The 25,109-nt window shown below is 70.5% G+C and carries 20 protein-coding genes; 9 read left to right on the top strand and 11 right to left on the bottom strand.

Translation table 11 applies throughout. The features are described 5' to 3' along the window. Positions 1–63: 63 nt before the first annotated feature. Positions 64–687 carry a response regulator transcription factor gene (locus ACPOLB_RS03610; protein WP_425259938.1) on the bottom strand — a complete coding sequence of 208 codons (624 nt, stop codon included), beginning with the start codon at positions 685–687 and terminating at the stop codon, positions 64–66. Further along, entirely contained in the window at positions 688–3,264 is a 2,577-nt protein-coding gene (locus ACPOLB_RS03605; RefSeq protein ID WP_425259937.1) for a PAS domain S-box protein, read from the bottom strand. It lies immediately after the preceding gene. Positions 3,265–3,403: 139 nt separating this feature from the next. On the opposite strand from ACPOLB_RS03605, the gene aceE reads away from it, so the two are divergent. The 3 genes from aceE (at position 3,404) to lpdA (ending at position 9,649) form a co-directional block, all read left to right on the top strand. Continuing rightward, a complete protein-coding gene (gene aceE, locus ACPOLB_RS03600; RefSeq protein WP_425259936.1) occupies positions 3,404–6,109 on the top strand; it encodes a pyruvate dehydrogenase (acetyl-transferring), homodimeric type in 2,706 nt (901 codons plus the stop codon). A gap of 24 nt (positions 6,110–6,133) precedes the next feature. Continuing rightward, the gene (gene aceF, locus ACPOLB_RS03595) at positions 6,134–7,798 is read left to right on the top strand and encodes a dihydrolipoyllysine-residue acetyltransferase (RefSeq protein ID WP_425259935.1); all 1,665 of its coding nucleotides are present in this window, start codon (positions 6,134–6,136) and stop codon (positions 7,796–7,798) included. Between the two features lie 84 nt (positions 7,799–7,882). After that, positions 7,883–9,649: a dihydrolipoyl dehydrogenase gene (gene lpdA, locus ACPOLB_RS03590; protein ID WP_425259934.1), complete on the top strand. Its 1,767-nt coding sequence runs from the start codon at positions 7,883–7,885 to the stop codon at positions 9,647–9,649. 118 nt (positions 9,650–9,767) lie between these two features. Here the strand turns inward: lpdA and ACPOLB_RS03585 are convergent, their stop codons facing one another. After that, positions 9,768–10,070, bottom strand: coding sequence for a high-potential iron-sulfur protein (locus tag ACPOLB_RS03585; protein WP_425259933.1), 303 nt, complete (start codon positions 10,068–10,070; stop codon positions 9,768–9,770). A 328-nt stretch (positions 10,071–10,398) separates the two neighbouring features. On the opposite strand from ACPOLB_RS03585, the gene ACPOLB_RS03580 reads away from it, so the two are divergent. Then, positions 10,399–11,808 (top strand): EAL domain-containing protein, encoded by a 1,410-nt coding sequence (locus ACPOLB_RS03580; protein ID WP_425259932.1) that lies wholly within the window; start codon positions 10,399–10,401, stop codon positions 11,806–11,808. Here the strand turns inward: ACPOLB_RS03580 and ACPOLB_RS03575 are convergent. Next, complete coding sequence (locus ACPOLB_RS03575) at positions 11,801–12,346, bottom strand: NUDIX hydrolase (RefSeq protein ID WP_425259931.1); 546 nt, start codon at positions 12,344–12,346, stop codon at positions 11,801–11,803. The two genes, ACPOLB_RS03580 and ACPOLB_RS03575, sit on opposite strands and share 8 nt — an antisense overlap. A gap of 87 nt (positions 12,347–12,433) precedes the next feature. On the opposite strand from ACPOLB_RS03575, the gene maiA reads away from it, so the two are divergent. Together maiA and pgeF are read left to right on the top strand one after the other, a co-directional pair. Continuing rightward, positions 12,434–13,066 carry a maleylacetoacetate isomerase gene (gene maiA, locus ACPOLB_RS03570; RefSeq protein ID WP_425259930.1) on the top strand — a complete coding sequence of 211 codons (633 nt, stop codon included), beginning with the start codon at positions 12,434–12,436 and terminating at the stop codon, positions 13,064–13,066. Beyond that, on the top strand, positions 13,056–13,850 hold the full coding sequence (gene pgeF, locus ACPOLB_RS03565; protein ID WP_425259929.1) for a peptidoglycan editing factor PgeF: 795 nt from the start codon (positions 13,056–13,058) through the stop codon (positions 13,848–13,850). Before maiA ends, pgeF begins: the two co-directional genes overlap by 11 nt. Here pgeF and ACPOLB_RS03560 read toward each other — a convergent pair. Then, on the bottom strand, positions 13,776–14,063 hold the full coding sequence (locus tag ACPOLB_RS03560) for a hypothetical protein (protein ID WP_425259928.1): 288 nt from the start codon (positions 14,061–14,063) through the stop codon (positions 13,776–13,778). The two genes, pgeF and ACPOLB_RS03560, sit on opposite strands and share 75 nt — an antisense overlap. Positions 14,064–14,283: 220 nt before the next feature. Here ACPOLB_RS03560 and phaC point away from each other — a divergent pair, with 220 nt between their 5' ends. The 3 genes from phaC to phbB are packed head-to-tail and all read left to right on the top strand — an operon-like array spanning position 14,284 to position 17,894. Continuing rightward, entirely contained in the window at positions 14,284–15,915 is a 1,632-nt protein-coding gene (gene phaC, locus ACPOLB_RS03555) for a class I poly(R)-hydroxyalkanoic acid synthase (protein WP_425262008.1), read from the top strand. Between the two features lie 28 nt (positions 15,916–15,943). Then, positions 15,944–17,128 carry an acetyl-CoA C-acetyltransferase gene (locus ACPOLB_RS03550; protein ID WP_425259927.1) on the top strand — a complete coding sequence of 395 codons (1,185 nt, stop codon included), beginning with the start codon at positions 15,944–15,946 and terminating at the stop codon, positions 17,126–17,128. Between the two features lie 28 nt (positions 17,129–17,156). Beyond that, positions 17,157–17,894, top strand: coding sequence for an acetoacetyl-CoA reductase (gene phbB / locus ACPOLB_RS03545; protein ID WP_425259926.1), 738 nt, complete (start codon positions 17,157–17,159; stop codon positions 17,892–17,894). A gap of 55 nt (positions 17,895–17,949) precedes the next feature. On the opposite strand, the gene ACPOLB_RS03540 is transcribed toward phbB, so the two are convergent. From ACPOLB_RS03540 to ACPOLB_RS03515, 6 genes are all read right to left on the bottom strand, one after another. Continuing rightward, complete coding sequence (locus ACPOLB_RS03540) at positions 17,950–19,461, bottom strand: ankyrin repeat domain-containing protein (protein WP_425259925.1); 1,512 nt, start codon at positions 19,459–19,461, stop codon at positions 17,950–17,952. A 194-nt stretch (positions 19,462–19,655) separates the two neighbouring features. Continuing rightward, entirely contained in the window at positions 19,656–20,267 is a 612-nt protein-coding gene (locus ACPOLB_RS03535) for a YitT family protein (protein ID WP_425259924.1), read from the bottom strand. Between the two features lie 24 nt (positions 20,268–20,291). Continuing rightward, positions 20,292–20,504, bottom strand: coding sequence for a DUF2788 domain-containing protein (locus ACPOLB_RS03530; RefSeq protein WP_425259923.1), 213 nt, complete (start codon positions 20,502–20,504; stop codon positions 20,292–20,294). Between the two features lie 25 nt (positions 20,505–20,529). Further along, positions 20,530–21,333, bottom strand: a complete 804-nt coding sequence (locus tag ACPOLB_RS03525; protein WP_425259922.1) for a DUF2189 domain-containing protein — start codon at positions 21,331–21,333, stop codon at positions 20,530–20,532. 95 nt (positions 21,334–21,428) lie between these two features. Further along, positions 21,429–22,487, bottom strand: a complete 1,059-nt coding sequence (gene mnmH / locus ACPOLB_RS03520; protein ID WP_425259921.1) for a tRNA 2-selenouridine(34) synthase MnmH — start codon at positions 22,485–22,487, stop codon at positions 21,429–21,431. After that, a complete protein-coding gene (locus tag ACPOLB_RS03515) occupies positions 22,487–25,105 on the bottom strand; it encodes a [protein-PII] uridylyltransferase (RefSeq protein ID WP_425259920.1) in 2,619 nt (872 codons plus the stop codon). The genes mnmH and ACPOLB_RS03515 overlap by 1 nt, the downstream gene beginning before the upstream one ends. Positions 25,106–25,109 lie beyond the last annotated feature (4 nt).

Here is a 25,109-nt window from a genome sequence, read left to right as displayed (position 1 = left end):
CCCCTCGTGGAGGGGGCTCGGGGAGCCCAATGCCAGGCGCCGCAGGCGCACGGCAGAAGGCTTTCAGGCCTTCTGTTGTGCGCCCAGCGCGATCTTCAGCAGATCGGCCACGGTGTTGGCGTTGAGCTTTTCCATGATGTTGGCGCGGTGCGCCTCCACCGTCTTGATGCTGATGCCCAGGTCGTCGGCGATCTGCTTGTTCAGGCGGCCGGCGACGATGCGCTCGAGCACCTGCGCCTCGCGCGTGGTCAGGCGCGAGAGCAGGGCGTCGCGGCTGGCCTGTTCCTGGTGCTGGCTGAAGGCGCTGCGCGCCTGGTCGAGCATGCGCTCCACCAGGCCCAGCAACTCCTCTTCCTTGAACGGCTTCTCGATGAAGTCCATCGCGCCCTTCTTCATCGTCGTCACGGCCATCGGCACGTCGCCGTGGCCGGTGATGAAGACGATGGGCAGCGGGCTCTTGCGCTCGAGCAGCCGGTCCTGCAGCTCCAGCCCGCTCATGCCGTCCATGCGGATGTCGGCGATCAGGCAGGCCACCTCGCGCGGATCGAAGCGCGACAGGAACGACTCGGAAGAATCGAAGCACTTGACGCGGTAGTCCTTGCCTTCCAGCAACCACTGCAGCGAATCTCGCACGGCCTCATCGTCGTCGACGACGTAGACGGTGCCCTTCTTGGGAATCAGGCTCATTCAGGAGGTCACGGTGGGGTTCGGGGAGGGAGCTGCTTCCGGCTCGGCCGCAGAGGCCTGTGGATCGCTGCGCAGAGGCAGCTCGACAGGCAGCGTGAAGGCAAACCGGCAGCCGACGATGGCGGTGCCATTGTAGAGGTTCTGGGCACGCATCCGGCCGCGGTGGCTCTCGATGATCGAGCGGCACAGGCTCAGCCCGATGCCCAGGCCGTCGGCCTTGGTCGAGAAGAAGGCCTCGTACAGCCGGCCGATGATCTCTTCCTTCAGCCCCGGCCCCATGTCGGTGACGCTGAACTCGATGACGCCGCCTTCCTCGGGCGTGTGCCGCGGCACCACGCGCAGCTCGATGTGGCGGCGCGAGCTGGGCAGCTGTGCGTTGTCGATGGCCTCGGCCGCGTTCTTCAGCAGGTTCAGCACCACCTGCTCGATCAGGATCGGGTCGACCATCAGCTCGGGCATGCGCTGCGCCACGTAGGTGTGGATGGCCACGTTGCGCCGGCGCAGCTCGATGCCGGCCAGTTCGACCGCGTCGTCGACGATCTGCCGCGCCTCGGCCTTCTGGCGCTGCGGCTCGCTGCGCTTCACGAAGTTGCGGATGCGGTGGATGATCTGCCCGGCGCGCTCGGCCTGGCGCGCGGTCTTCTGCAGCGCGGCCACGAGGTCGTCCTTCTGGATCGTCTCGGCCTTCACGCGGCTGACCATGCCGTTGCAGTAGTTGGTGATGGCCGTCAGCGGCTGGTTCAGCTCGTGCGCCACCGACGACGCCATCTCGCCCATCGTCACCAGCCGGCTCGTGACCTGCGCCTTCTCGGCCTGCAGCGCCGCCTGCTCCTCGGCGCGCAGCCGCGCGGTGATGTCGGTGGCGATCAGCATCTGCGCCAGGCGCCCGTCTGTCCACTGCAGGTAGCGCGCGCGCACGTCGAACCACTTCTGCAGCGATTCGACGAACACCTCGCGCGGGCTCGCGCCGGCCTCCATGAGCTCCTCGGTGGGCAGGCCGGAGAGGTTGTCGACGTCGTCGTCGCTCTCGGGCTGGAACTCGGCGCCCGTCACGCCGCCGGCCAGCATGCCGTGGCCGCGCGCGTCGCCGCCGAACCACAGCCGGTAGCTGCGGTTCACGAACAGCAGCTCGCCCTGCTGCACCGACAGCACCGAGACGCTGGCGTCCAGCCCTTCGAGCACGGTGGTGAAGCGTTCGTGGCTGGCCGAGAGCTGGTCGCGGATGCGCTTGGCCTCGGTGATGTTGGTCATCGACGTCATCCAGCCCGTCTGCTGGCGCTTCGGGTCGATCAGCGGGCTGACGTACATGCGCGCGTCGAAGACCAGGCCGTCCTTGCGCATCACCTTGACCTCGATGCCGCCGGCCGGGCTGCGGCCCTGCAGTTCCTGCTGCAGCAGCCGGCTGTTCTCGTCGATGCGGTCGGGCGGCCAGTAGGGGAAGGGCGGCATGCGGCCCACCAGTTCCTGCTCGGTGAAGCCGGTCATCTGGCAGAAGGCGGCGTTGACGTAGGTCATGCGCCCTTCCAGGTCCATCGCGCGCATGCCGGTGGGCATGCTGTTCTCCATCGCGCGGCGGAAATTGGTCTCCTGCACCAGCGCGCTCTGGATCTGCGCGCGCCGGCGCATGTGGCGCCAGGTGCCCAGCAGCATCCACACGGTCAGCACCGACAGCGCCACCACCATCCAGAACAGCGTGTTGCTGATGAGGCCGATGCTGGTGCGCCAGCCCTGGCCGCGCAGCAGCAGGCCGTTCAGCGCGGGGGTGAGCGGCGCGTCGCTGACGATGGGCGCGCGGCGGCTGGCCGCTCCGGGCATGCCGGTCACGGTGCTGGCGAGCACGTTCTGCTGCTCGTCGACCACGGCGATCATGTGGCGGCGCGCCACCTCGGCAGGCACGAAGTTGCGCAGCAGCGAGTCGATCGAGTATTCGACGATCACGGCGCCGCTGAACTGCCCGCCGTCGAGCAGCGGCATGTGCAGCTGGAACACGGGCGTGCCGCCGGCGTCGGTGAAGGCGCGCGAGTAGACCGGGCCGCGGCTGGCGCGTGCGGCGCGGAAGGTGCGCTCGGGCTCGGTGTCGCGCCCGGCTGCGGGCAGCGACGGGCCGGCCACCTCGCCGACGCTGCTGCCGTCGATCGAGTACAGCAGCGCCCAGTGGCTGGCCTTGGGCACGCGGTTGGCGCCGACCCAGCTCAGGTGCGTCACCTCGGGCCGCTCGCGCGTGAATCCCACGGCCTGGTTGAGGAAGCCGTTGGCATCGGTCTGCTGCGTCATCAGCTCGCGCGCCATGCGCAGCAGCTGTTCCTGGTTCTGGATCAGCCGCAGGCCGATCTGCTGCTGCGTGATCTCGGCGTCGCGCTTGACGGATTCGGTCTCCCGCTCGATTTCCTCGTTGCGCAGGTACCAGAAGGCCGAGATGATGGCCGCGAGGAACAGCAGCACCGAGATCAGCGGCCCCAGCGTCGCGAAGCGGTCCTGGCGCGACGGCGACAGCCGCCGCCACCACAGGCCGAAGATGCGGCGGGCGTCGGGCAGCGGGGGCGTGGCGCCGGCGAAGGGGTTACGCGGACGGGGCATGCGGCGGATTATCCCGGGCTGCTGCCGCGGCGCTTGCACCGTCAAGAGTTCGCAATGTGAAATGAGAAAGCACTATTTGAAATTCTAGGGAGTTATGCCAAACTCCCGGCCGACGACAACCAACACCCAGGAGACAAGCATGTCCGCACTGCCGGAGTCCTTCCTCGGCAACGCCGCCAACGACCCGGATGCCCAGGAAACACGCGAGTGGCTGGACGCGCTGTCCGCCGTCATCGCCGCCGAGGGCCCGGAGCGCGCGCACTACCTGCTCGACCAGCTCATCGACGAGGCGCGCCACGCCGGCATCGACATGCCGTTCTCGGCCAACACCGCCTACCTGAACACCATCGCGCCCGACCAGGAGGAGCGCAGCCCGGGCAACCTCGAGCTCGAAGGGCGGCTGCGCGCCTACATGCGCTGGAACGCGATGGCGATGGTGGTCAAGGCCAACCGCCTGCACCCGGCCGACGGCGGTGACCTCGGCGGCCACATCAGCAGCTTCCAGAGCCTGGCGCACATGTTCGCGGCCGGCTTCAACCACTTCTGGCACGCCGACAACGGCGAGCACGGCGGCGACCTGCTCTACATCCAGGGCCACAGCGCGCCCGGCATCTACGCCCGCGCCTTCCTGGAAGGCCGCATCAGCGAGGAGCAGCTGCTGAACTTCCGCCAGGAGGTCGGCGGCCAGGGCCTGAGCAGCTACCCGCATCCGAAGCTGATGCCTGAGTTCTGGCAGTTCCCCACCGTCAGCATGGGCCTGGGCCCGCTGATGGCGATCTACCAGGCGCGCTTCCTGAAGTACCTGCACGCGCGCGGCATCGCCGACACCTCCAAGCGCAAGGTCTGGGTCTTCTGCGGCGACGGCGAGATGGACGAGCCCGAGAGCCTGGGCGCGATCGGCCTGGCGGCCCGCGAGGGCCTGGACAACCTGATCTTCGTCGTCAACTGCAACCTGCAGCGCCTGGACGGCCCGGTGCGCGGCAACGGCAAGATCATCCAGGAGCTCGAAGGCGAGTTCCGCGGCGCCGGCTGGAACGTCATCAAGCTGATCTGGGGCAGCAACTGGGATCCGCTGCTGGCACGCGACAAGGACGGCGCGCTGCGCAAGGTCATGCTCGACACGCTGGACGGCGACTACCAGGCCTTCAAGGCCAACGACGGCGCCTTCGTGCGCAAGAACTTCTTCGGCCGTGACCCGCGCACGCTGGAGCTGGTGGCCAAGATGAGCGACGACGACATCTGGAACCTGCGCCGCGGCGGCCACGACGCGCAGAAGGTCTACGCCGCGTTCCACCGCGCCAACGCCCACACCGGCGAGCCCACCGTGCTGCTGGTGAAGACCGTCAAGGGCTACGGCATGGGTAAGAGCGGCGAGGGCAAGAACACCGCGCACCAGACCAAGAAGCTGACCGACGAGGACATCAAGTTCTTCCGCGACCGCTTCAACATCCCCATCCCCGACAGCGAGCTGCCGAAGATCCCGTTCTACAAGCCGGCCGACGACACGCCGGAGATGAAGTACCTGCACGAGCGCCGCGCCGCGCTGGGCGGCTACCTGCCCAAGCGCCGCCCGAAGGCCGACGAGCACTTCACGGTGCCGTCGCTGGAGACCTTCAAGGCCGTGCTCGAACCCACCGCCGAAGGCCGCGAGATCAGCACCACGCAGGCCTACGTGCGCTTCCTCACGCAGCTGCTGCGCGACCAGGCGCTGGGCCCGCGTGTCGTGCCCATCCTGGTGGACGAGGCGCGCACCTTCGGCATGGAAGGCCTGTTCCGCCAGATCGGCATCTACAACCCCAAGGGGCAGCTGTACACGCCGGTCGACAAGGACCAGGTGATGTACTACCGCGAGGACAAGGCCGGCCAGATCCTGCAGGAAGGCATCAACGAAGCCGGCGGCATGGCGAGCTGGATCGCCGCGGCGACGTCGTACTCGACGAACAACCGCATCATGGTGCCGTTCTACATCTATTACTCGATGTTCGGCTTCCAGCGCATCGGCGACATGGCCTGGGCCGCCGGCGACATGCAGGCGCGCGGCTTCCTGCTCGGCGGCACCAGCGGCCGCACCACGCTGAACGGCGAAGGCCTGCAGCACGAGGACGGCCACAGCCACATCCTGGCCGGCACCATCCCGAACTGCATCAGCTACGACCCGACCTTCGCGCACGAGGTCGGCGTCATCATCCACCACGGCCTGAAGCGCATGGTGGAGAAGCAGGAGAACGTCTACTTCTACCTGACGCTGCTGAACGAGAACTACCCGATGCCGGGGCTGAAGGCCGGCACCGAAGAGCAGATCATCAAGGGCATGTACCTGCTGGAAGAAGGCGCGAAGAAGACACCGCGCGTGAACCTGCTGGGCAGCGGCACCATCCTGCGCGAAAGCCAGGCCGCACGCGACCTGCTCGACGCCGACTGGGGCGTGTCGGCCAACGTCTGGAGCTGCCCGAGCTTCAACGAGTTGGCGCGCGACGGCCAGGCCTGCGACCGCCACAACCTGCTGCATCCCACGGCCGAGCCGCAGGTGCCTTTCGTGACGCAGCAGCTGGCCGCGCATGCCGGGCCGGTGATCGCGTCGACCGACTACATGAAGAACTACGCCGAGCAGATCCGCGCCTTCATCCCGAAGGGCCGCGTCTACAAGGTGCTGGGCACCGACGGCTTCGGCCGCAGCGACTTCCGCAGCAAGCTGCGCGAGCACTTCGAGGTCAACCGCCACTACATCGTGGTGGCGGCGCTGAAGGCGCTGGCCGACGAAGGCACGGTGCCGGTGGCCAAGGTGGCCGAGGCGATCGCGAAGTACGGCATCGACGCGGGCAAGATCAACCCGCTGTACGCATAACAACGACGACCGGAGACACACAACATGGCGTTGGTCGAAGTGAAGGTGCCGGACATCGGCGACTTCAAGGACGTGGAAGTCATCGAGCTGCTGGTGAAGCCGGGTGACACGATCGCGGTGGACCAGAGTCTGCTGACGGTGGAGTCGGACAAGGCCTCGATGGAGATCCCGTCGTCGCATGCCGGCGTGGTGCGCGAGATGAAGGTCGCGCTGGGCGACAAGGTCAGCCAGGGCACGCTGGTGCTGGTGGTGGAAGCTGCTGGCGCTGCTGCCGCGCCCGCGCCCGCCGCTGCGCCCGTTGCTGCGCCTGCCCCGGCGCCCGTGGCGGCACCTGCCGCGGCAGCCCCGGCACCGGCCGCTGCTGCCGGCCCGGTGAACGTGTTCGTGCCCGACATCGGCGACTTCGACGAGGTCGCGGTCATCGAGGTCTTCGTGAAGCCCGGCGACAGCGTCAAGGTCGAGCAGAGCCTGATCACGGTCGAGAGCGACAAGGCCTCGATGGAGATCCCGTCGTCGCATGCCGGCACCGTGACCGAGCTGAAGGTGAAGGTGGGCGACAAGGTCGCCAAGGGCTCGCTGATCGCGGTGTTGCAGGGCGCGGCAGGCGCTGCCCCGGCTGCCGCGCCGGCGGCGGCTCCGGCCCCTGCCGCTGCACCGGTTGCATCGGCCGCCCCGGCTGTGGCCGCGGTGTCCGCGGCCGCGCCCGCCGTCGCAGCGCCGGCGCAGCATGCGCCGAGCACCCCCACGGGCAAGCTGCCGCATGCGTCGCCTTCGATCCGCCGCTACGCCCGCGAGCTCGGCGTGCCGCTGGCCGAGGTGCAGGGCACGGGCCCGAAGGGCCGCATCACGCAGGACGACGTGCAGGGCTTCGTCAAGGGCGTCATGGCCGGCAGCGTCAGCACCGCGGCGCAGAAGGCCAAGGCGCCGGCCCCCGCGGCGGCGTCCGGCGGCGGCATCCCGGGCCTGCTGGCCTGGCCGCAGGTGGACTTCACGAAGTTCGGCCCCGTCGAACGCAAGGATCTCAGCCGCATCAAGAAGATCAGCGGTGCCAACCTGCACCGCAACTGGGTGCTGATCCCGCACGTCACGAACCACGACGACTGCGACATCACCGAGCTCGAAGCCTTCCGCGTGCAGCTGAACAAGGAGAACGAGAAGTCGGGCGTGAAGGTGACGATGCTCGCCTTCATGATCAAGGCGGCCGTGGCGGCGCTGAAGAGGTTCCCCGAGTTCAACAGCAGCCTGGACGGCGACACGCTGGTGCTGAAGAACTACTTCCACATCGGTTTCGCGGCCGACACGCCCAACGGCCTGGTGGTGCCCGTGATCAAGGACGCCGACAAGAAGGGCGTGTTCCAGATCAGCACCGAGATGGGCGAACTGGCCAAGAAGGCGCGCGACGGCAAGCTGGCGCCGGCCGACATGTCCGGCGGCTGCTTCAGCATCAGCAGCCTGGGCGGCATCGGCGGTCGTTACTTCACGCCCATCATCAACGCCCCGGAAGTGGCGATCATGGGTGTGTGCAAGAGCAGCACCGAACCGCGCTGGGACGGCAAGCAGTTCGTGCCGCGGCTGATCCTGCCGCTGTCGCTGAGCTGGGACCACCGCGTCATCGACGGCGCCGCGGCGGCGCGCTTCAACGTCTACTTCGGCAGCCTGCTGTCGGACTTCCGGCGCATCGTGCTGTGAGCACCCGGCCGGCCGTGCAGCCGGCCGCTGCCACGGCCCGGGCCGCCTCCGCGCGGCCACACCCCCACAAGCTAAAGGTCTGACATGGCCCTCATCGACATCCAGGTGCCGGACATCGGCGATTTCAAGGACGTGGCCGTCATCGAACTGCTGGTCAAGCCCGGCGACACCGTGAAGGCCGACCAGAGCCTCGTCACGGTGGAAAGCGACAAGGCCTCGATGGAGATCCCGTCGTCCGCCGCCGGCGTGGTGCACGAGCTCAAGGTCAAGATCGGCGACACCGTCAACCAGGGCAGCGTGCTGCTGTCGCTGGAAACGGGCGCCGCGGCACCGGCTGCTGCGCCTGCCGCTGCACCGGCCGCCGCACCCGCGATTCCTGCCGCCCCAGCCGCGCCCGCGCCGGTGGCCGCCAGCCACGCCGGCGGTGCCGACCTCGAGTGCGACATGCTGGTGCTGGGCGCCGGCCCCGGTGGCTACTCGGCGGCGTTCCGCGCGGCCGACCTGGGGCTGAGGACGGTGCTCGTCGAGCGCTTCCCCACGCTGGGCGGCGTCTGCCTGAACGTGGGCTGCATCCCGAGCAAGGCACTGCTGCACGTGGCCGCGGTGATGGACGAAGCGGCGCACTTCGCCGACCTGGGCGTGACCTTCGGCACGCCGCAGGTCGACCTGGGCAAGCTGCTGGCCCACAAGAACAAGGTGGTCGGCAAGCTCACCGGCGGCCTGGCCGCGATGGCCAAGATGCGCAAGGTCACGGTGGTGCAGGGCAGCGGCGCGTTCGCGGATCCCTTCCACCTGACCGTGACGATGGCCGACGGCAAGACGCAGACGATCCGCTTCAAGCAGGCCATCATCGCCGCCGGCTCCGAGGCGGTGAAGCTGCCGTTCCTTCCGAAGGACGACCCGCGCATCGTCACCAGCACCGGCGCGCTGGAACTGCGCCAGAGACCTGAGCGCATGCTGGTCATCGGCGGCGGCATCATCGGCCTGGAGATGGGCACCGTCTACTCGGCGCTGGGCGCACGCCTGGACGTGGTCGAGATGCTCGACGGCCTGATGCAGGGCGCCGACCGCGACCTCGTGAAGGTGTGGCAGAAGATGAACGCCAAGCGCTTCGACCGGCTGATGCTGAAGACGAAGACGGTGGGCGCCGAGGCCACGGCCGACGGCATCCGCGTGCAGTTCGAGGGTCTGGACGGTTCAAAGAGCGAAGGGGTGTACGACCTCGTGCTGCAGGCCGTGGGCCGCACGCCCAACGGCAAGAAGATCGGCGCCGAGAAGGCCGGCGTGATCGTCGGCGAGCGCGGCTTCATCCCCGTGGACGTGCAGATGCGGACCAACGTGCCGCACATCTACGCCATCGGCGACATCGTCGGCCAGCCGATGCTGGCGCACAAGGCGGTGCACGAAGGGCATGTGGCGGCCGAGGTGGCATCCGGCGACAGCAAGGCGATGTTCGACGCCCGTGTCATCCCCAGCGTGGCCTACACCGACCCCGAGGTGGCCTGGGTGGGCGTGACCGAAGACGAGGCCCAGGCCAAGGGCCTGAAGGTGCACAAGGGCCTCTTCCCGTGGACGGCCAGCGGCCGGGCGATTGCCAACGGCCGTGACGAAGGGTTCACCAAGCTGCTGTTCGACGAAGAGACGCACCGCATCGTCGGCGGCGGCATCGTCGGCACCCATGCCGGCGACATGATCGGCGAGATCGCGCTCGCCATCGAGATGGGCGCGGACGCGGTGGACATCGGCAAGACCATCCACCCGCACCCCACGCTGGGCGAAAGCATCGGCATGGCGGCCGAGGTCGCGCATGGCAGTTGCACGGACCTGCCACCGGCGCGCAAACCGAAATGAACAAAGGCCCGCGAGGGGCCTTTGTTCATTGAAGCCGCAAGCGCGGATCCGGCTTCGCCGGTCCGCTGCTTGCGCCCCCTCGGGGGGCAGCGACCGTCAGGGAGCGTGGGGGCCCCGCTTACGCCTTCTTGGCGTAGGCCGAGCACCAGCCCTTGCCTGCGACCTTCTTGCCGGCGAACAGCGGGCAGCCGGCTTCGGCGTCGCTCGCCTTGCCCTGGTACAGCGCGCAGTTGTTGCACAGCTGACCGGCGGCGTAGTTCTTGTACTTCGCCTTGTCGGCCTTGGTGGCGTCGGCCACGTAGCCCAGCGCAACGGCCTGCGGGTCCTTCTCGTTCACCAGCTGCGCCTGGGCGGCGTGGCTGGCCAGCAGCGCGGCGCCGGCAACGGGAACGATCTGGATGAATTGGCGACGAGAGGTCATGGGGTTGGATCTCCGAAAGGGGTTGGAGGCTGTGGTCGAGCGGGTTCCGCTCTGCACATCGCCCGCAACGCTAACGCATGATCTGCGCTCCTGGCTGACAAAAGTGCTCCGCGCCGGCAGCGCGACACTGCAAATCGGTGCCGATGCTCGCAAATGAGAATCATTCTCGACGTTTTGCGGTGTCAATGCACGGCGGCGGCGCAGGCATGCTCAAGTTGGGTGCCCGCCGGCCGATGGTTCCGACATCTCCGTCCGGCATGCATCTCCGTTTCTCGTCGTTCTTACCGTGCCTCTTGTCGACCCCCCCTCCGAACCGCTGTCGCAGCGCATGAGCCTGTGGCTGCGCGGCCTGCGCCGCTTCGTGGCCGGCGATGTCGCGCCGGCGCCACGCAGCACGGCGCCCACGGGCCTGCCCGCGGCTGCGCGCGGCCCGGTGCTGCCGACGCAGCGAGGCCGCGTCAACTTCGACGCCCAGGCGGAGGCCGTGGAACTGCTGCGCCACACCGCGCACACCGACGCCGAGACCGGGTTGCCGAACCGGCGCTACTTCATCGCCCGGCTGGCCAGTGCGCTGGGCGAGTCCAGTGCCGGCGGGCGGGGCCTGCTGCTGCTGCGCGTGCTGCAGCTCGACGGGCTGGCCCTGCGGGTCGGCGACGACGCCGCCAGCCGCATGCTGTCGGTGGTGGCCGACCTGCTGACGGCGTATCCGCTGCGTGTGCCGGGCGCCTTCGCGGGCCGGCTGAACCGCAGCGACTTCGCCCTGTGCCTGCCCGCCGGCGGCGTGGCCGACGAGACCGCCGCCACGCTGCTGCGGGCGTTGCGGGCCACGCCCGCGGCGACGAGCGGGGCGGCCGAACTGGTGGTGGGGGGCGTGGACGGCCTGCGCGGCGAAACCGTCAGCCGCGCACTCGCGGCGGCCGACACCGCGCTCGCCCAGGCCGAAAGTGCCGGCCCCTTCTGCATCGAGATCCACCATGCCGGCAGCAGCGACATCGCGGTGCAGCCGATGGGCGAACGCGCCTGGCGCGTGCGCATCGACGAGGCGCTGCACGAAGGCCGCGCGAGCCTGGCCGAGTTCCCGGTGCTCGCGCACGATGGCCGCCTGCTGCACCTGGAGTGCCCGCTGCGTGTGCAGCTCGACGTCGGCGGCCCCTTCATCGAGGCCCGGCGCTGGCTGCCGATGGCCGCGCGGGGCCGCTTGATGCCGCGCGTGGACCTGGCCGCGCTGGACCTGGCGCTGCTGGCGATCGCGCGTGACGCGCAGCCGCGCAGCGTGCACTTCAGCGCCGCGTCGCTGGTCACGGCCGGTTTCGTCGGCGCCGTGCAGCGGCGGCTGGAGGCCGCGCCCGAGGCCAGCGCGCGGCTGTGCATCGAGATCGCCGACGGCGTGGCGCTCGACCGTGCGCTGCCGCGCCTGCGCGAGGCCGCCGCGGCGTGGCGGCGCCACGGTGTGCGGCTGGGCGTGGAACACGCCGGCGCCTCGGTGCGCGGCCTGTCGCGGCTGGCGGGCATCGGGCTCGACCACGTCAAGATCGAGTCGCGCTTCGTGCGCGAGGCCCTGAACGAGCCCGCCGTGCGCGCGTTCGCCACCGGCCTGGTCGATCTGCTGCACGGCATGCGCCTGCAGGCCCACGCGCAGGGCATCGCCGATGCCGGGGAACTGGCGGCGCTGTGGTCGCTGGGCTTCGATGCGGCCACCGGCCCGGCCGTGCGCCTGCCGCCCGCGCCAGTCAGCTGATGTCGGCGGTGTGCACGCCGAAGGCGCCCAGGCGCCGGTCGGCGAAGAAGTGCCGCAGCGTGTCGCGCACCGTGCGGAAGGCGATCTCGTCCCAGGGGATCTCTTCCTCGCGGAACAGCTGCGCCTCGATCGTCTCGGGGCCCGGGTTCAGGTGCGTGTCGAGCATGCGTGCGCGGTAGAACAGGTGCAGCTGCCCGGCCCGCACCACGTTGAGCACCGTGAACAGGCCTTGCAGCTCGATGTGCGCGCCGGCCTCCTCGTCGGTCTCGCGCAGCGCCCCTTCCGAGGTGCTTTCGCCCAGTTCCAGGAAGCCCGCCGGCAGCGTCCACAGGCCGCGGCGCGGTTCGATGTTGCGGCGGCACAGCAGCACCTGGTCGCCCCACACCGGCACCGTGCCGACCACGTTGATGGGGTTCTCGTAGTGGATCTCGCCGCAGGCCTCGCAGATGGCCCGTTCGCGGTTGTCGTCAGGCGGCGTGCGGTAGCGGACGGTGCTGCCGCAGACCCGGCAGTGCTTGATGCGGCGCGGCTCGAACATGCGCGGCAGTGTAGCGGCGGCCCCGGCGCGGCGCGGGCTGCGTGGCATCATCCCCGCCAGGCATCTGCCCGCCTTCAGGACCGCAGCATGGAGCTCTACAACTACTTCCGATCGTCGGCGTCGTACCGCGTGCGCATCGCGCTGGCGTTGAAGGGCCTGGACTACGACTACAAGCCGGTGCACCTGCAGAAGAACGAGCAGTTCAACGAGTCGTACGCCGCGGTGTCGGCCGCGCGCCTGGTGCCGCTGCTGCGCGACGGCGAGCACGCCGTCACGCAGTCGCTGGCGATCATCGAGTACCTCGACGAGACCCACCCCGAGCCTCCGCTGCTGCCGAAGACGCCGATCGACCGCGCGCGCGTGCGCACGCTGGCGCTCGACATCGCCTGCGAGATCCACCCGCTCAACAACCTGCGCGTGCTGCGCTACCTCGTGCGCGACATGAAGGTCGCGGAAGAGGACAAGAACCGCTGGTACCGGCACTGGGTCGAGACCGGGCTGGAGACGGTGGAGCGGCAGCTGGCCGCAGCACCCGCGCGCTACTGCCACGGCGACACGCCGACCCTGGCCGACTGCGTGCTGGTGCCGCAGATCTTCAACGCGCAGCGCTTCGCGTGCCGGCTCGACCACGTGCCGCACGTGATGCGCGTGTTCGAGGCCTGCATGGCGCTGCCGGCCTTCGAGGACACGCGGCCCGAGAAGTGCCCGGATGCCGCCTGAACTGCCGCTGCGCGACCTGCTGCTGCCCGACTGGCCGGCGCCTGCCGGCGTGGGCGCGGTGATGAGCACGCGGCGTGGCGGCGTCAGCGCCGCGCCGTTCGACAGCCTCAACCTGCGCCCGCCCGGGCTGCCTGGCGACGCCGTCGACGCACCCGAGGCCGTGCGCGAGAACCAGCGGCGCTACGCCGCGGCGCTCGGCGCCACCCCCGTCTTCCTGGACCAGGTGCACGGCAGCGACGTGGTGGTGCTCGACCGGGTGGACACCACGCTGCCACGCGCGGACGCCAGCGTCAGCACCGTGCCCGGCATCGCCTGCACGGTGCTGGTGGCCGACTGCCTGCCCGTGCTGCTGTGCAGCGACGACGGCCGCGCCGTGGGGGCGGCGCACGCCGGCTGGCGCGGCCTGGCCGGCGGCGTGCTCGAGAACACGGTGGCGGCCGTGTGCCGGGCCGCGGGATGCGGCCCCGACCGGCTGCTGGCCTGGCTGGGACCCTGCATCGGGCCGCGCAACTTCGAGGTCGGCGCCGACGTGCTGCGCGCCTTCGGCGCCGACCCCGCGACGCCCGACCCGGAACGTTTCGTGCCGCGCACGCGTGCCGACGGCAGCCCCCGCTGGCTGGCCGACCTGCCGCAATTGGCGCGCGACCGTCTGCAGGCCGCGGGCGTCCAGCGTGTCAGCGGCGGCGCCTGGTGCACGGTGGACGACGCCTCACGGTTTTTCTCGTTCCGCCGCGACGGCCGCACCGGCCGGCTCGCCGCCGCCGTCTGGCGCCGCAGCGCCTGAACCGGCCAGGCTCGCGGCTTCGGCCGCCTCGGCCTGCAGCCGCGCCCGCCGCCGTCCCGGCGTGCCCAGGATGTAGAGCAGCAGGGCCAGGGGTAGCACCCCATACAACAGGAACGTGATGACCGCTCCAATGACGGTGCCTTGGGGTGACATCGCCTCGGCAACGGTCATCATCAGCACCACATACATCCACGCAATGGCAACGAGGTACATCTCAGTTCGTGGTGTTTTATTTCGTAATATGCAAGTTCATGTCAAGACGTGGTAAGCTCTAACGCCTACAACGTGAAGCTGTTCACAAGCGGGAAGACGTGCGGGCCGACGCAGCCCCGGCAGCCCGCGATGCGAGGAGACCCCCTTGAAAGCCAAGACTAACCCTTCCCCCGCCCGCAGCACGGACGCCGCCCCGGCATCCGGAGCGCCGTTCGGGGACATGTGGAAGGCCTTGCCCGGCCTGCCGGTGCCGATGGAGCAATTGGCAGCGCTGCAGGGCGACTACCTGAAGAGCGTCACCGAGCTCTGGAACCAGTCGCTCGGCCGGCTGGGTGGCGCGGCGGCCCCGGCACCCGCCATCGGCGACCGCCGCTTTGCCAGCAACGAGTGGCTGACGAACCCCGCCGCCGCGTACACCGCGCAGATGTACCTGCTGAACGCGCGCACGCTGATGCAGATGGCCGACGCGGTGCAGGGTGACGAGAAGACCAAGGCGCGCGTGCGTTTCGCGGTGCAGCAGTTCATCGACGCGTCCAGCCCCAGCAACTTCCTCGCGTTCAATCCCGAGGCACTGAAGAAGGCGGTCGAGACCAAGGGCGAGAGCATCGCCGCCGGCCTGCAGCACCTGGTGGAAGACCTGCAGAAGGGCCACGTCTCGCAGACCGACGAAAGCGTGTTCGAGGTCGGCCGCAACGTGGCCACCACCGAGGGCACGGTGGTGTTCGAGAACGCGCTGTTCCAGCTGATCGAGTACAAGCCGTTGACGGCCAAGGTGCACGAGCGGCCGATGCTGTTCGTGCCGCCCTGCATCAACAAGTACTACATCCTCGACCTGCAGCCCGAGAACTCGGTGATCCGCTACACGGTGGAGCAGGGCCACCGCACCTTCGTCGTCAGCTGGCGCAACCCCGACGAATCGCTGAAGGCCACGACCTGGGACGACTACATCGAGGACGGCGCCATCCGCGCCATCCGCACGGTGCAGGCCATCGGCGGCAGCGAGAAGATCAACACGCTGGGCTTCTGCGTGGGCGGCACCATCCTGAGCACGGCGCTGGCAGTGCTGGCAGCACGCGGAGAGCAGCCGGCACAGAGCGTGACGCTGTTGACCACACTGCTCGACTTCCAGGACACCGGCATCCTCGACATCTTCATCGACGAGGCCTCGGTGCGGCTGCGCGAGATGACGCTCGGCCCGCAGGCCCCGGGCGGCCCCGGGCTGCTGAAGGGCCAGGAACTCGCCACCACCTTCAGCTTCCTGCGGCCCAACGACCTGGTCTGGAACTACGTCGTCGGCAACTACCTGAAGGGCGAGACGCCGCCGCCGTTCGACCTGCTGTACTGGAACGGCGACAGCACCAACCTGCCCGGGCCCATGTACTGCTGGTACCTGCGCCACACCTACCTGCAGAACGAACTCAAGCAGCCTGGCAAGCTGACCGTCTGCGGCGAGCCGGTGGACCTGGGCAAGATCGCGGCGCCCGTGTTCATCTACGGCTCGCGCGAGGACCACATCGTGCCGTGGACGGCGGCCTACCGCTCGGTGCCGCTGTTCAAGGGCAAGCGCAGTTTCGTGCTCGGGGCCAGCGGCCACATCGCGGGCGTCATCAACCCGCCGGCCAAGGGCAAGCGCAGCCACTGGGTCAACGAGACCGTCGGGGACAAGCCGCCCGCCACTGCCGAAGCCTGGCTCGACGGCGCGACCGAGCACGCCGGCAGCTGGTGGCCCGTGTGGACCGACTGGCTCAAGCCCCACGGCGGCAAGCTCGTCGCCGCCCCCAAGACCCCCGGTAGCCGGCAGTACAAGGCCATCGAGCCCGCGCCCGGCCGCTACGTGAAGGCCAAGGCCTGACCACCGTTTTCAACTCCAGGAGACATCCATGAGCACCCAGGACATCGTCATCGTCGCCGCCGCGCGCACCGCCGTCGGCAAGTTCGGCGGCACGCTGGCCAAGACCCCCGCGGCCGAGCTTGGCGCCACCGTCATCCAGGCGCTGCTGCAGCGCGCGAAGCTCGAAGGCGGCCAGATCGGCGAGGTCATCCTCGGCCAGGTGCTGACCGCCGGCGTCGGCCAGAACCCGGCCCGCCAGGCGATCATCAAGAGCGGCCTGCCCAACGGCGTGCCCGGCATGACGATCAACAAGGTCTGCGGCTCGGGCCTGAAGGCCGTGATGCTGGGCGCGCAGGCCATCCGCGACGGCGACAGCGAGATCGTCATCGCCGGCGGCCAGGAGAACATGAGCCTGGCGCCGCACGTCCTGAACGGCAGCCGCGACGGCCAGCGCATGGGCGACTGGAAGATGGTCGACTCGATGATCGTCGACGGCCTGTGGGACGTCTACAACCAGTACCACATGGGCATCACGGCCGAGAACGTGGCCAAGAAGTACGGCATCTCGCGCGAGGCGCAGGACGCGCTGGCGCTGGCGAGCCAGCAGAAGGCCGCCGCGGCCCAGGAAGCCGGCCGCTTCAATGACGAGATCGTGCCGGTGACGATCCCGCAGAAGAAGGGCGACCCGGTGGTGTTCGCCGCCGACGAGTTCATCAACAAGAAGACCAGCGCCGAAGCGCTGGCCGGCCTGCGCCCGGCCTTCGACAAGGCCGGCTCGGTGACCGCCGGCAACGCCTCGGGGCTGAACGACGGCGCCGCCGGCGTGGTGCTGATGACGGCGGCCAAGGCCGCTGCGCTGGGGCTGACGCCGCTGGCGCGCATCGCCAGCTACGCGTCGGCCGGCCTGGACCCCACGATCATGGGCATGGGCCCGGTGCCCGCGGCGCAGAAGGCGCTGGCCCGCGCCGGCTGGAAGCCGGGCGACCTGGACCTGCTGGAGATCAACGAGGCCTTCGCGGCCCAGGCCTGCGCCGTGCACCAGGAAATGGGCTGGGACACGAGCAAGGTCAACGTCAACGGCGGCGCCATCGCCATCGGCCACCCCATCGGGGCCTCGGGTGCGCGCATCCTGGTCACGCTGCTGCACGAGATGATCAAGCGCGACGCGAAGCGCGGCATCGCCTCGCTGTGCATTGGTGGTGGCATGGGTGTTGCACTGACAGTCGAACGCTGAGAATCAACGCATCAACAAGGAGACGACCATGGCAAACAAAGTGGCCTACGTGACCGGTGGCATGGGTGGCATCGGCACCGCCATCTGCCAGCGCCTGGCGAAGGACGGCTTCACCGTCATCGCCGGCTGCGGCCCCAGCCGCGACTTCACGAAGTGGCTCGACGAGCAGAAGGCGCTCGGCTACTCGTTCTACGCGTCGGTGGGCAATGTGGCCGACTGGGACTCCACCGTCGCCGCGTTCACCAAGGCAGTGGCCGAGCACGGCCCGATCGACGTGCTGGTGAACAACGCCGGCATCACGCGCGACCGCATGTTCCTGAAGATGACGCCCGAGGACTGGAAGGCCGTCATCGACACCAACCTCAACAGCATGTTCAACGTGACCAAGCAGGTCGTGCCGGGCATGGTGGAAAAGGGCTGGGGCCGCATCATCCAGATCAGCTCGGTCAACGGCGAGAAGGGCCAGGCCGGCCAGACCAACTACTCGGCCGCCAAGGCCGGCATGCACGGCTTCACGATGGCGCTGGCGCAGGAGCTGGCGGCCAAGGGCGTGACGGTGAACACCGTGAGCCCGGGCTACATCGGCACCGACATGGTCCGCGCGATCAAGCCCGAGGTGCTGGAGAAGATCGTCGCCACCATCCCGGTGAAGCGCCTGGGCACGCCCGAGGAGATCGGCGCCATCGTCGCCTGGCTGGCGGGCCCGGACTCCGGCTTCACGACCGGTGCCGACTTCAGCTGCAACGGCGGCCTGCACATGGGCTAGTGGCGCGGCGCACCCCGCCACGCCCCCCTCAACGCCGGCCCGCGGGCCGGCGTTGTCATGTCTGGCGCCATTCTTCGAGCACGGTGCGCAGCGCGTCCGGCAGGTCCTCGTCGGCCGGCACCGGCGCGCCGTCGTCCAGCAGCAGCTGCAGCACGGCCGCGTAGTCGCCTGTGGCCTCGGGCCGGTGGCAGGCCGCGTGCAGGCAGGCGCCCAGCGCGTCGCCACCGAAGCCGTTGGGCTCGTGCCAGCGTGCGCCGTGCTGCAGCAACAGCCGCACCAGGGCGGCATCGCCGCGGAAGGCGGCCTGGTTCAGCGCGCTGCCGTCCCAGTCGCCGGGCGTGTCCACCGGCCAGCCCAAGGCCAGCATCAGCTGCACCGGTGCGTGCCTGCCGCGCTGGGCCTGGTCCGGCAGCAGGCGCAGGTCGGCGGCCGGCAGCGTCTGCACGGTGTCGGGCTGCAGCGCGAGATGCGCACGGGCGGAGGCGCCGTCGGCCGCCGCGCAGGCGGCCAGGAACGCTTCGTGCGCCGGCACCGGGGGCTCGCCGGTCAGGCTGTGCAGCCACCGCAGGATGTCGACGTCCCCTGCACGCGCGGCGTGCCAGGCCGGCGTGCGGCCCCGCTTGTCGGCACGCGCCGGGTCGGCCCCGTGCTGCACCAGCAGCTGCACGCTGGCCAGGTCGCGCCCGCGCACCACGGCATGGTGCAGCGCGCACAGGCCGTCGGGGCCGGACTCGTTGGGGTCGGCGCCGAGCGCCAGCGCCTGGCGCAGGCCCTCGATGTCGTCGTGGTCGAGCTGGCGCAGCAGTGCATGGGTGCCGGTCCAGCGCGCGCCGGCCTGCACCAGCGCCACGAGGATGCGGCGGTCGGCCAGTTCGGTGGCGTGGTACAGCGATTCGCCGTCGTCGGGCTCGGCGCCGGCCTGCAGCAGCAGCTGCACGGTCTGCAGGCACTGGGCGCGTGCCGTGGCGCCGTACAGCACGGGCAGCGGGTCGTTCGGTGCTGCGGGGTCGATCAGCACCGCGTTGGCGTCGGCGCCGCGTGCCAGCAGCCATGCGACGGTGTCGACCAGGCCCGGCCGGTGGCTGTCGCTGCGTGCCAGCGACGAGAACGCGGCGTACACCAGCGGCGGCGCGTCGAAGGGCGGCAGCGCGGCGTTCGGGTCGGCGTCGGCCAGGGCCTGCTGCACCGCGGCCCGCCGGCCCAGCGCCAGGGCCGCAGCCAGGCCCCGCGGTACACGCTGCTGCGCCAGTGCCAGCGCGACCTGCGGGCGTGGCGTGTCGAGGCCGCGGCCCAGCGCCAGCGTGAGGAAGCGGTCGGCGTATGCCGTGTCCGACAGCGCAGCGGCGCGACGCTGCTCGACGTGGTCCATCAGCTGCCGCCAGCTGGCGAAGCCGTGCTCGCGTGCGATCACCAGCTGCGCACCGGCCAGCCGTGGCGGCGCGGGCAGGCGGCACGGCGCGGCGCGCGCGCCGGCCTCGGGATCGCCGCCGCGCAGCGCGCGCAGCAGGTCGCGCGCCTGGAGGCGCAGATGGTCGGCGTGGGGGTGGGGTGGCAGGGCTCGGGCCATGGATCCTCCGTGCGCTGGCCTGCGATCCGCGCGCTCAGGCCGCACAAAGGTGACACGGGCTGGGACGGACGGTGCCGCGCACGTGCCGGGTGGGTTCGACCCTGTCCGCGGATCCGGTGGCGCCCCGGACGCGCCGGGGCGATGCTGTCACGGCCGCGCGGAGCCGGTCAAGGCGGTCCGGCGCTGGCGGCGCTTCAGACCGCGGCGTAGCGTCCCGGCTTGTGGTTCACCGCCAGCGCGAGGTTGAGCGCCAGCGCGCCCAGCACCGACAGCAGCAGCTGCAGCGGGCCGACCCAGGGTGCAGCCGCCAGCAGGACGGCGAGGTCCACCGCCATCTGCACGTGGCCGGCGCGCCAGCCGCGGCGTTCCTGCAGCCACAGCGCCAGCACGTTGAGGCCGCCCAGGCTGGCGTGGTGCCGGAACAGGATCAGCAGCCCGGCGCCCATCAGCAGCCCGCCGCCCAGCGCGGCGAACAGCGGCTGGACCGCCTGCAGCACCAGCCAGTGCGGCAGCAGTTCGGCCAGCGCCGACAGCAGCGCCACCGCGGCGAAGGTCTTGAGCGTGAATCGCCGCCCCATGCGCCGCCAGGCCAGCAGGTAGAACGGCAGGTTCACGAGGAAGAAGCCGGCACCGAACGGCAGGCCCGTGGCGTAGTGCAGCACGAAGGCGATGCCTGCCGTGCCGCCGGTCAGCAGGCCGGCATGGCGGAACAGCACCAGGGCCATCGCGACGAACAAGGTGCCCGTCACCAGCGCCTGCAAGTCGTCGAAGGCGCTGTGGCGGGGCGCGGCGTGCAAGGCGTTCATGCGCGTGTCATGCCTCGCGGGCCTTCACTCGGCGCCGCCGATGAAGAACTTGATCACGCCCTTGGCGGCGAAGCCGACCAGGCCGAAGCCCAGCGCCACGAACAGCACGAAGGTGCCGAACCGGCCGGCCTTCGACTCGCGGGCCAGTTGGAAGATGATGAAGACCATGTAGAGCATGAACGCGCCGACCCCGAAGGTCAGCCCGAACTGCGCGATCTGCTCTTCCGTGAAGTCCATGGCGGCGTGTCCTGCGCTTGCGGGTTCAGCGCCAGGCGCGCGTGGGCTGCGAGGGCAGCTCGCTGACGTCGACGAGGTCGCGGTAGGCATGCCAGCTGGCGTGCGCCAGCCACGGCACGACGACCACCAGCCCCAGCAGCAGCGGCGCCATCGCCAGCGCCGTCAGGCCCATCAGCAGCGCTGCCCAGAAGGCCATCGGCGCCGGGTGGGCCATCACCACGCGCCAGCTCGTCAGCACGGCAGCCAGCACGCTGACCTTGCGGTCCAGCAGCAGCGGAATGGCCACCACGCTGCTGGCGAACACCGGCGCCGCCAGCACGCCGCCCAGCACCAGCCAGGCCTCGAACAGCAGGCCGGTGTCTGCCAGCATGACCACTCGCACGAAGTCCTCGGGCTTGCGGATGGGCTCGGGCGAGAAGCCGGTGATCAGCGCTGCCGAGGTCAGGACCCAGCCGGTGCCGGCCAGTCCCAGCAGCAGGCCGAACGCGATCAGGCGGCGGTCGTCGGGGCGCCAGGCTGCCAGCGCCGCGCCCAGGCCGGCCGGGCGGCCGCGCTCCAGCGCGCGGCTGACGTTGTACAGGCCCGTGGCCACCAGCGGCGCCACGATCAGGAAGCCGCTGAAGGCGCCGGCGAGCAGCCAGAAGCGGTCGCGCGCGGCCCAGAACAGCAGGCCGCCGAACAGTGCGCTGGCCAGCCCGTGCAGCAGACCCGGCAGCGGCGCGCGGGCCAGGTCGCGCGCGCCCCGTGCCAGCCAGGACAGCGGGCGCAGCAGCGGGATCGCGCGCACGGCGAAGCGGCGCGACTCTTCCAGGGCAGGGGAGTTCGGCATCGAAAGCGGTCCAGTCTAGGCGGGAAGGGCGCGGACGGTCTTGATCCCGGGCAAGCGGTGGGGGGCAGGCCGTTCGGTCGGGCGCGCGCGGCCGGTCAGGGCTCGGACGCCAGCGCGCGAGCCGCGGCGTCCAGCGTGGCCGGCGCGCCGTCGTCCAGCGGCAGCACCCGGGCCGCCGCGAAGCCTGCGAAGTTGCGCTGCATCGAGCGCAGGTAGACCGGGTCGTAGTGCTGGTCGAGCAGCTCTTGCACGACCGCGGCGAAGTCGCCCGCGCGTGCCTGCGCCTGCCAGCGTTCGACGGTGGCGGCACCGCGCAGCTCGCGCAGCGCGGCCAGGCGCTGGCAGAAGGCGTCGGCGTCCTGCACGAAGTGGGCATAGTCCTCCAGCAGCAGCGCGACGCGTGCCGCCACCGGCATCTCGATGTGCAGCACCGGTGCGGCACGCAGCCGCTCGAGCAGGCGTTCGGGCACGCGCAGCCGCCCGATGGTGCGACTCTCGCCTTCGACGAACACCGGCCGCGTGGTGTCGAAGCCCCGCAGTGCGCGCCAGAGCAGCGTCTCGAAACCCTTCTGCGCCGGCTGCGGCACCCCTGGCAGCGGCCCGAGCACCGAGCCGCGGTGGCAGGCCAGCGCTTCCAGGTCGAGCACCTGCGCGCCGGCAGCCGCCAGCGCCTGCAGCAGCCGGCTCTTGCCCGAGCCGGTGCGGCCGCACACCGCGCGCAGCCGCAGCGTGGCCGGCAGCGTCTCGAGCTCGGCGACCACCGCGCGCCGGAAGGCCTGGTAGCCGCCGTCGAGCACGTGCACGCCGAAGCCGATCTGGTCGAGCACGCTGGCCAGCGCGCCCGAGCGCTGCCCGCCGCGCCAGCAGTACACCAGCGGCTTCCAGTCGCGTTCCAGCGGCTGCACGTGGCCCTCGACGTGGCGCGCGATGTTGCGCGCCACCAGCACCGCACCCTGCTTGCGCGCCAGGAAGGGCGAGACCTGCTTGTAGGTGGTGCCCACGGCCGCGCGTTCGGCGTCGTTCAGCGACGGCCAGTTCAGCGCGCCGGGCAGGCGGTCTTCGGCGAACTCGCTCTCGCTGCGTGCGTCGATGACGGCGCTGAACTCGGCCAGCCGGGCGATGGCGTCGGCGGCGCTGATGCGGCGCAGCGACATCAGGGAGCCGCCGCCACGGCGTCGAGCAGTTCGCCCTCGATGCGCAGCTGCGCCTTGGGCTGCTGCAGCGCCGGGCCGTCGACGAGGAAGGTGTCCTCGACCCGTTCGCCCAGCGTCGTGACCTTGGCCAGCTGCAGGTTGATGCGGTTGCGTTCCAGCACGCGGGCCACCGCGTACAGCAGGCCCGAGCGGTCGCTGGCCGACACCGTGAGCAGCCAGCGCTGGGCGCGTTCGTCGGGGTGCAGCGAGACACGCGGCACGACCGGGAACGAGCGCACGCGGCGCGAGACGCGGCCGCGGCTGGGTTCGGGCAGCGGGCCGGTGGAGGCCAGCGCCTGCGCGGCCTGGTTCTCGACCAGCGAGATCAGGTCGCGGTAGGCGCCAGGGCCGTCGGCGCCCAGCCGGGGGGCCACGACCTGGAAGGTGTCGAGCGCGTAACCGCTGCGCGTGGTGTGGATCTTGGCGTCGAGGATGCTGAAGCCGGCGCTGTCGAAGTAGCCGCAGATGCGGGCGAAGAGGTCGGCGCGGTCGGGCGCGTACACCAGCACCTGCAGCCCGTCGCCCACCGGCGACGAGCGCGCGCGCACCACCGGCGTGGCGCTCTCGATGTGGCGCCACAGCGAGCGCGCGTGCCAGGCGATGTCGGCGGCGTCGTGGCGCGCGAAGTAGCTGATCTCCAGCGTCTTCCACAGCGGCTCCTCGGTGCCGGGCAGCGCGCTGTGCAGCGCCAGGTTCTGCCGCGCTTCCTGCTTGCGCGCCTCGATCTCGGCGTCGAGGTTGGGCCGCGAGCCGCCGAGAGCGCGCAGCGTCAGCCGGTACAGGTCTTCCAGCAGCTTGCCCTTCCAGGCGTTCCACACCTTCGGGCTGGTGCCGCGGATGTCGGCCACCGTCAGCAGGTACAGCGCCGTGAGGCGGCGTTCGCTGCCCACCAGGCGCGCGAAGTTGCCGATGACGTCGGCGTCCGACAGGTCTTCCTTCTGCGCCATGCGGCTCATCGTCAGGTGGTGCTTGACGAGGAACTCGGCCAGCTGCGTGTCGTCCTTCGACAGGCCATGGTCGCGGCAGAAGCGCCGCACCTCGGCCGCGCCGAGGTCGCTGTGGTCGCCGCCGCGGCCCTTGGCCACGTCGTGGAACAGCGCCGCCACGTACAGCAGGTCGGGCCGGTCCCACTGCGAGGCCAGCTGGCTGCAGAACGGGTATTCGTGCGCGTGCTCCGGGATGAAGAAGCGGCGCACGTTGCGCAGCACCATCAGGATGTGCTGGTCCACGGTGTAGACGTGGAACAGGTCGTGCTGCATGCGGCCCACGATGCGCCGGAAGACCCACAGGTAGCGCCCGAGCACGCTGGTCTGGTTCATCAGCCGGAAGGCGTGCGTCAGGCCCTTGGGCTGGCGCAGGATCTCCATGAACAGCTCGCGGTTGATGGGGTCGCGGCGGAAGCCGCTGTCCATCACGTTGCGCGCGTTGTACAGCGCGCGCAGCGTGCGCGAGCTCAGGCCCTGGATCCCCGGCGTCTGCGCGAAGACCAGGAAGGTCTCGAGGATGGCGTGCGGGTTCTGCAGGTAGAGGTCGTCGCTGGCGACCTCGAGCATGCCCGCGCGTTCGAGGAAGCGCGCGGTGATCGGACGGCTGGGCGCCGCCTCCGATCCCATGATGCGTTCCTCGATGTTCATCATCAGGATCTGGTTCAGCTGCGTCACCGCCTTGGCCGCCCAGTAGTAGCGGTGCATCAGCACCTCGCTGCTGCGCTGGCCCTTGGTGGGCTTGTAGCCGAAGCTGTCGGCCACCGCGGTCTGCAGGTCGAAGACCAGGCGGTCCTCGCGGCGGCCAGCCACCACGTGCAAGCGGGCGCGGATCAGCCGCAGCGTGCCTTCGTGCTTGTTGAGCTGGCTCACCTCGAACGGCGTCACCAGGCCCTTGGCCGCGAGCTCGCTCCAGGTGCGGCCCAGGCCCGCGGCGCGCGCGACCCAGATCACCACCTGCAGGTCGCGCAGGCCGCCGGGGCTTTCCTTGCAGTTGGGTTCCAGCGCGTACGGCGTGCCCTCGTACTTCACGTGGCGCTGCTGCATTTCCAGCGTCTTCGCGCGCAGGAAGGCGCGCGCGTCCATCGCCTGCAGGCTGGCGTCGCGGAAGGCGGTGAAGACGCGGCGCGCGCCGCAGACCAGCCGCGACTCGAGCAGCGCCGTCTGCACGGTGACGTCGCGCGCGGCTTCTTCCAGGCACTCGTCGACGGTGCGCACCGACGAGCCGATCTCCAGCCCGATGTCCCAGCAGGCGGTGATGAAGCCCTCGATCGAGGCCTTCACGGCGTCGGCCTCCTGGCCGCGCTGCAGCAGCACCAGCACGTCGACGTCGCTGTGCGGGAACAGCTCGCCGCGCCCGTAGCCGCCCACCGCCACCAGCGCCGCGCCCGCCGGCATGCCGGCGTGGTCCCACAGCGCGGCCAGCGTGGCATCGACATGCCGCGCCAGCGCGCGCAGCAGCTGGTTGGCGGCGGTGGTGGTGGCGCGGCCTTCGCGGAAGTGCGTGATCAGCGCCTGCTTGCCGTCACGGAAGCGGGCCCGCAACGCGGCCACGCTGCCCGGCGCGCGCGTGGGCGTCTCGGAAACGGAGGACATGGAC

Origin of the sequence: Rubrivivax soli, from assembly GCF_049810355.1 — a bacterium.
Classification (GTDB): domain Bacteria; phylum Pseudomonadota; class Gammaproteobacteria; order Burkholderiales; family Burkholderiaceae_C; genus Rubrivivax.
This window is presented reverse-complemented; position numbering and strand designations above follow the sequence as displayed.

Excerpts from the sequence above, each read along its gene's own strand:
- ACPOLB_RS03610 (WP_425259938.1), bottom strand. The coding sequence starts at position 687 with ATGAGCCTGATTCCCAAGAAGGGCACCGTCTACGTCGTCGACGACGAT.
- ACPOLB_RS03605 (WP_425259937.1), bottom strand. The coding sequence starts at position 3,264 with ATGCCCCGTCCGCGTAACCCCTTCGCCGGCGCCACGCCCCCGCTGCCC.
- aceE (WP_425259936.1), top strand. The coding sequence starts at position 3,404 with ATGTCCGCACTGCCGGAGTCCTTCCTCGGCAACGCCGCCAACGACCCG.
- aceF (WP_425259935.1), top strand. The coding sequence starts at position 6,134 with ATGGCGTTGGTCGAAGTGAAGGTGCCGGACATCGGCGACTTCAAGGAC.
- lpdA (WP_425259934.1), top strand. The coding sequence starts at position 7,883 with ATGGCCCTCATCGACATCCAGGTGCCGGACATCGGCGATTTCAAGGAC.
- ACPOLB_RS03585 (WP_425259933.1), bottom strand. The coding sequence starts at position 10,070 with ATGACCTCTCGTCGCCAATTCATCCAGATCGTTCCCGTTGCCGGCGCC.
- ACPOLB_RS03580 (WP_425259932.1), top strand. The coding sequence starts at position 10,399 with ATGAGCCTGTGGCTGCGCGGCCTGCGCCGCTTCGTGGCCGGCGATGTC.
- ACPOLB_RS03575 (WP_425259931.1), bottom strand. The coding sequence starts at position 12,346 with ATGTTCGAGCCGCGCCGCATCAAGCACTGCCGGGTCTGCGGCAGCACC.
- maiA (WP_425259930.1), top strand. The coding sequence starts at position 12,434 with ATGGAGCTCTACAACTACTTCCGATCGTCGGCGTCGTACCGCGTGCGC.
- pgeF (WP_425259929.1), top strand. The coding sequence starts at position 13,056 with ATGCCGCCTGAACTGCCGCTGCGCGACCTGCTGCTGCCCGACTGGCCG.
- ACPOLB_RS03560 (WP_425259928.1), bottom strand. The coding sequence starts at position 14,063 with ATGTACCTCGTTGCCATTGCGTGGATGTATGTGGTGCTGATGATGACC.
- phaC (WP_425262008.1), top strand. The coding sequence starts at position 14,284 with ATGTGGAAGGCCTTGCCCGGCCTGCCGGTGCCGATGGAGCAATTGGCA.
- ACPOLB_RS03550 (WP_425259927.1), top strand. The coding sequence starts at position 15,944 with ATGAGCACCCAGGACATCGTCATCGTCGCCGCCGCGCGCACCGCCGTC.
- phbB (WP_425259926.1), top strand. The coding sequence starts at position 17,157 with ATGGCAAACAAAGTGGCCTACGTGACCGGTGGCATGGGTGGCATCGGC.
- ACPOLB_RS03540 (WP_425259925.1), bottom strand. The coding sequence starts at position 19,461 with ATGGCCCGAGCCCTGCCACCCCACCCCCACGCCGACCATCTGCGCCTC.
- ACPOLB_RS03535 (WP_425259924.1), bottom strand. The coding sequence starts at position 20,267 with ATGAACGCCTTGCACGCCGCGCCCCGCCACAGCGCCTTCGACGACTTG.
- ACPOLB_RS03530 (WP_425259923.1), bottom strand. The coding sequence starts at position 20,504 with ATGGACTTCACGGAAGAGCAGATCGCGCAGTTCGGGCTGACCTTCGGG.
- ACPOLB_RS03525 (WP_425259922.1), bottom strand. The coding sequence starts at position 21,333 with ATGCCGAACTCCCCTGCCCTGGAAGAGTCGCGCCGCTTCGCCGTGCGC.
- mnmH (WP_425259921.1), bottom strand. The coding sequence starts at position 22,487 with ATGTCGCTGCGCCGCATCAGCGCCGCCGACGCCATCGCCCGGCTGGCC.
- ACPOLB_RS03515 (WP_425259920.1), bottom strand. The coding sequence starts at position 25,105 with ATGTCCTCCGTTTCCGAGACGCCCACGCGCGCGCCGGGCAGCGTGGCC.